4 protein-coding genes and 1 pseudogene are annotated in these 5,298 nt (G+C 59.9%); 1 reads left to right on the top strand and 4 read right to left on the bottom strand.

The window, feature by feature from the left end; all coding sequences use genetic code 11:
- Positions 1-2,174: Tn3-like element Tn5403 family transposase (locus tag GF617_RS26355; protein WP_203452752.1), on the bottom strand; the 2,174-nt coding region annotated here is incomplete at its 3' end.
- 94 nt (positions 2,175-2,268) lie between these two features.
- Between GF617_RS26355 and GF617_RS26350 the strand changes: the two genes are divergently transcribed.
- Positions 2,269-2,874 carry a recombinase family protein gene (locus GF617_RS26350; protein WP_000509966.1) on the top strand — a complete coding sequence of 202 codons (606 nt, stop codon included), beginning with the start codon at positions 2,269-2,271 and terminating at the stop codon, positions 2,872-2,874.
- Positions 2,875-2,906: 32 nt separating this feature from the next.
- Here the strand turns inward: GF617_RS26350 and GF617_RS26345 are convergent.
- The 3 genes and pseudogenes from GF617_RS26345 to GF617_RS26335 all read right to left on the bottom strand — a co-directional run.
- A pseudogene (locus tag GF617_RS26345) lies at positions 2,907-3,014 on the bottom strand (TetR/AcrR family transcriptional regulator); the annotation flags it as partial.
- Positions 3,014-4,252, bottom strand: coding sequence for a macrolide resistance MFS transporter Mrx(A) (mrx(A), locus tag GF617_RS26340; protein WP_000004159.1), 1,239 nt, complete (start codon positions 4,250-4,252; stop codon positions 3,014-3,016). The gene mrx(A) and the pseudogene GF617_RS26345, both read right to left, overlap by 1 nt.
- Entirely contained in the window at positions 4,249-5,154 is a 906-nt protein-coding gene (locus GF617_RS26335) for an Mph(A) family macrolide 2'-phosphotransferase (protein WP_000219391.1), read from the bottom strand. Before GF617_RS26335 ends, mrx(A) begins: the two co-directional genes overlap by 4 nt.
- Between the last annotated feature and the right edge of the window lie 144 nt (positions 5,155-5,298).

Raw genomic sequence — 5,298 nt, 5'->3', positions numbered from 1 at the left:
ATATACGGTGCCTCGCTCACGGTCGCCGGGATCGACTGACAAGCGAATGGCGCGAACTGGTCGCTTACGTGAGTATACGCTTTGAGGCCGGGAACAGAACCATATTTGGCATTGACCATGTTCATGGCTTCGCCATGCCGCGCTGTCGGGAAAAACTGACCATCGCTCGATGCTGACGTGCCCATCCCCCAGACGCGTGACATCGGCAGTTTACCCTGCGCGGCCACCACAATTGCCAATGCCTGGTTCATGGCTTCGCTTTCAACATGCCAGCGGGCAAGGCGTGAGAGCTGCCAGTAATCATGCGTGTTTGTAGCTTCCGCCATCTTACGCAGGCCCAGATTGAGCCCTTCAGCGAGCAGGACGTTGAGCAGACCGATCCGGTCGCGACATGGAGCCCCGGTTCTCAGATGGGTAAACGCATCTGTGAAACCAAGGGCTGCATCAACTTCAAGCAGCATGTCGGTAATCCGAACGGACGGCATTCGGCGATACAGATCCAGTATGAGTGCCTCGGCACCATCCGGCACGTCTGCTGTCAACCTGTCGATCCGCAACGTTCCATCTTCTATGCTACCGTGCGGAATAGTGCCGTTACGGGCAGCCCGGGCCAGCCGCTTAAGAGCGATCGTGAGTCGCGCCTTTCTGTCTGCCAGCCAATCCTGTGGGTTGGAAGGCACGGCCAGTTTTGCATTTTCCTGCGCCGCGATCATCGGCACCAGTACCTGCTTGAGGTCACCATAGCGGCGCGAATGAGCGAGCCAGACATCTCCGGAACGAAAAGCATCCCGGAGGTGAAAGAGTACCGCCACTTCCCAAAGACGGGTATCTCCTTTTTCCTGAGCTCGTAAATGACGGTTCCATTTGGAGCTGGGCCGCAGGAAACGCCTTTCTGGCGATGCAACACCTTTCATCTCTCCGATCGACAAAGCTGCTGCTACCAATGGTCCGGCGACCGGCGCGGCTTCGAGCTTCAGACAGCGCAACATGCGGGGCGCATAACGACGAAAGCGATGGTATCCCTGCCCGACATATGCAAGAGGCTCATCGGCTAGCGTGTTGCTGAGTTGAGTCCCTGTCGCTACCAGTTGAGCGAGCCGGTCCCATGCAACCGAACTGGCGACAGCCATCTCCAGCGGGGTTCCGTCACTGCGGGCCTCAAGCAACGAAGCTCCCAGCGCGGTGAAGGTACGGATCGTATCCGTGAGTGTGGCTTTAGAGCCGGAAATTGTTTCGTCATGCTGGCGCTTCGCTTCCCGCCAGGTTTTTCCTACGATCCTGTCATGGGTTTCGACTATGGCATCAGCAATCGCCGCTTCCCACTCCACAACACAGACGGCAAGGATCGCCCAGCGGCGGTCCGAAGTGATGTCACGCAAACCGTCGGTGAAGTAGCGTTCACCCTGCCGACGCAGCCGGGCAATGCGATGGGCAGGTATGCTGGCCAAAGCACTATGATTGATATTCAGGGTACGCAGAAATTCGAGCCTGTCGAGCAAACGGTTAGCAGCAGCCGAGTTGTTACCAACCTCGAAGTTGCGAAGCCAGATGAAACGACTGATATTGCCGGCGAGCATTTCACTCAGAAGTTTGTCCAGGTGATCGCGAACATCCGCTGTTAAATTTTCCGCAATCCGCGTTTCAATCCGCCGCTCAGCGGCGACCAGAGCATCCGCGCACAAGCGCTCGATTGTCGATACTGCGGGCAGAATGGTGGAAGTTTCCCGACACCGCACAATAAAACGATGAGCAAGATCCTCGTTTGATCTGGCATCTTCGGCCTGGCCGAAAGTCCACTCCCGCAGATCACGGGCACCACGGCCCGTGAAGGTCTTGTAGCCGTAAATTTCGCGCAGCGTGTCCATGTGCTGCTGACGGGTTTGGCGCCGTGTGGCATAAGTGAGAAGCGCATCAGCCGGAACTCCAAGCTGAGCACCGACGAAGGAAAGGACTTCACGCGGGATCATCTCACCAGGAGCCAGTGCACGGCCCGGATATCGTAAGGCACAAAGTTGCAGGGCAAAGCCAATCCTGTTTTCCGGTCTGCGGCGCTGCCTAATGTTTTCCAGGTCATCATCGCCCAGCGTGTAGAACTTCAGTAGCGACAGTTCGTCCGTGGGCAGATCGAACAGCGCTGCTCGCTGCCGTTCGGTGAAAATATGGCGTCGTGACATACAAATTCGTCCCTTTTGAAGTATAGTCTGTTTTGGACAACAGCCAGCCCATATAAATCAGGGCGTTCCGATACAAAAATCCAGGAGGGTTCAATTGGGACATCGTGCCGCCATTTACTGCCGGGTTTCAACAGCGGATCAGTCTTGTGAACGCCAGGAATTTGATCTGCGAGCCTTCGCCGGCCGTGCCGGCTACGACGTGGTGGGAATATTTAAGGAAACAGGTTCAGGAACTAAACTCGACCGGGCCGAGCGAAAGAAAGTCCTGGCGCTTGCCCAGTCCAGACAAATTGATGCAATCCTGGTCACTGAGCTTTCCCGGTGGGGGCGCTCGACGCTCGATCTGCTCAATACGCTACGTGAACTGGAGAACTGGAAGGTTTCCGTGATAGCCATGAATGGAATGGCGTTCGATCTTTCGTCGCCGTATGGACGAATGCTGGCGACGTTTCTTTCCGGCATTGCGGAGTTTGAGCGGGATCTCATCAGCGAGCGGGTCAAGTCAGGCCTTGCTGTTGCGAAGGCACGTGGTAAGAGGCTTGGTCGTCAGGCCGGAGTGCGACCAAAATCAGACCGACTTTTGCCTAAGGTGGTTGCGATGAGGGCCGAGGGACGCAGCTATCGCTGGATCGCACGCGAGCTCGGTATCAGCAAGAATACCGTCGCTGACATCGTGCAACGACACAGAGCTAACGCTTAGGGTGTCATTTCGCCCTCAGCCGGAACCGACCCCTCCTTTGCTACTCCGCTGAGCGTGAACTCTATGGGACCGCAACGCTTCAGCACTACGGTGGCGGCCTCGAGTACCTCGTCATCGGACTTGAGCTTGGGGCGGGGCATCAGTGTTCACCTTCTGTATGGGTTGGGGCGGAGGCTGTGGCTGCCGCCGCCATTGTAGCAAATTGAAGACGGAGCGAGAGTAGAGCCACGAGCCCCGCAAACACGGCCGATACAACGAGGCCAGGGAGCGGACCAGCAAGGTCGACAAACGCGCCGGCCGCAAGCATAACCATGGGCGAGGCTGACAGCATCACCGCCGAGACCGTGCCGAGTACCCGGCCGAGAAGTTCTGGCGGCGTGCGGTTGTAGATGGCAGCGTTGAGAATGGGAGAGACTGAGCCGGTCAGCAGTCCCACGAGCGCGCCCAACAACATCAGCACCGGCACGCCTGGCAACTGTGAAAGCAGAAGCGAGCCCACCGCAGAGCCACAAAATGCCACCGCCAGCCAGTTCTGCGCTGATATCCGGGCGCCGACCGACGCATGAATGGCAATGCCAAGGAGACCACCAGCCCCCATCATTGAGGAGAACAGCCCGAGCTCTGCTACTTGGCGTCCTGCATCTACAAACAGCGCAGGCATGATGACGCTGCCGTTGGCGCCAACGATGCCCACGAAGATCATCACTATACCAAAGAGAGGGCGCAGCAGGGGTTCGCTCCAGAGAAAAGCGACGCCGGCGCGCATGGAGAGAGTCGCCGTCGTGGTCATCGTCCGAGCGGCACGCGCGGGAAGCACCCACGCGCCGAGCAGACCTGCAAGGACGGAGCAGAACGCCGTCAGCCCGAGCGTTGGCGCAGCGCCAAGCAGGCCGATTGCGGCCCCCCCAAGGGCCGGGCCACCTAGAATCGCGACGTTCCCGATCACCGCTTTCAGTGACGAGACGCGCTCAACGGAGAGCCCGGCGACGTGGCCGAGTTTGGGCAGCTCACTGTCCTGCGCGGCCATACCGGGTGCGTCGAACGCGGCACCGAGCACCACGCAAGCGATCAGCCCAGTGTTCGAGAGGGCGCCAACGGCATCGAGCAGTGGGATGCTCGCCATGGCCACGCCGCCCACCACACCCGAGATCAATGCGACGGGCGCGCGCCCGAACCGATCGACGAGGCCACCACCAACCCACGCGCCGATGATGGTCGCGATGACGCTGCTAGCGGCCGTGGCGCCCGCCCAGGCCGCGCTCTTTGTATGAGACAGGACGAACCATGGAAGCGCGAGGGCCGCCACCGCGTTGCCGATCCGGAAGAGAAAGGTCGCCGCGAACAGCGTCGCGAGCGGGCTATATCGACGTTCGCTCATTCCGCTGCGGCGAGCTGCGCCTTCGCCGCAGCGAGGTACTCTTCGTTACCCGAGTCGAGGGCGAAGAGTGCGTAGGTGACCGCCCCGAACGCAAGGCGCTCCGCGATGTGGTGGGCGAGCCGCGGCCACACCCGGCCACCGGCCGCTTCATACGTGAGGAGGAGCTTCGCGAGCCCCTCTTCACCAAAGACCATAAGGTGCGCGGCCATGTCGATGGCAGGGTCATCAACGCGGGCCTCGCTCCAGTCGATCATCCCGCTGACGCGCTCCGTGTTGTCGATGAGCACATGGCCCACGTAGAGATCGCCATGCACCACCACGGAGAAATCTGGCCACGACGAATCGTCGTCGAGCCAGCGCTGCCACCGGTGGAGGCGCTTGTCGTTCACCACGAACTCGCGTCGGACGCGGTCAACGTCGTCGGCCACCTTCTGACGGGCCTGCGTCGGTGTACGGATGAGCATCCCCGCATCCACGGCGGCGGAAATGGGGACGGCATGCAGGGCGGCGAGCGCGGTCGCGAAGCTCTCCGCGAAGACCTCCGAGTCCTGCGGCACGACCCAGTCGGGCGTGGACGAACCAGGCTGGATGACCATCGCAGTCGAGTCTTCGAGCATGGGATAGGCAACGAGCTCGGCGTTGGCCACGCGCCAGTCCGGCACCGCGAACGGCAGGCGATTCTTGAGCATTGCCAGCACCCGCGCCTCTGGTTCGACCTTCGCGCTTACCTCGGCTCGGCGCGGGATGCGCAGCACCCACCGACGTCCATCGTCGACGGTGGCGATCACGATCCTATAGTCGAGCCCAAGCTCATTGACAGTCAGCGGGCCATGGAGCTTGAGCCCATGTCGGGCTGCAAGTGCGTACAGTTGGGAGGTATCGGCGGTCGTGACTACGGTCATGATTCACTCCTGAGGGCTTGACGGGTTTAGCCACCTAAATGTAACAGTCACGTCGGTTATATTCAATCCGGCACTGTTGCAAAGTTAGCGATGAGGCAGCCTTTTGTCTTATTCAAAGGCCTTACATTTCAAAAACTCTGCTTA

The sequence above is a fragment of the Lelliottia sp. RWM.1 genome (assembly GCF_016859735.1).
Classification (GTDB): Bacteria; Pseudomonadota; Gammaproteobacteria; order Enterobacterales; family Enterobacteriaceae; genus Enterobacter.
The sequence above is the reverse complement of the archived record's forward strand: the minus strand, read 5'-3'. Positions and strand labels throughout refer to the sequence as shown.

Bases quoted from the DNA above. Each gene is read 5' to 3' on its own strand.
- GF617_RS26335 (WP_000219391.1), bottom strand. From the start codon at position 5,154: ATGACCGTAGTCACGACCGCCGATACCTCCCAACTGTACGCACTTGCA.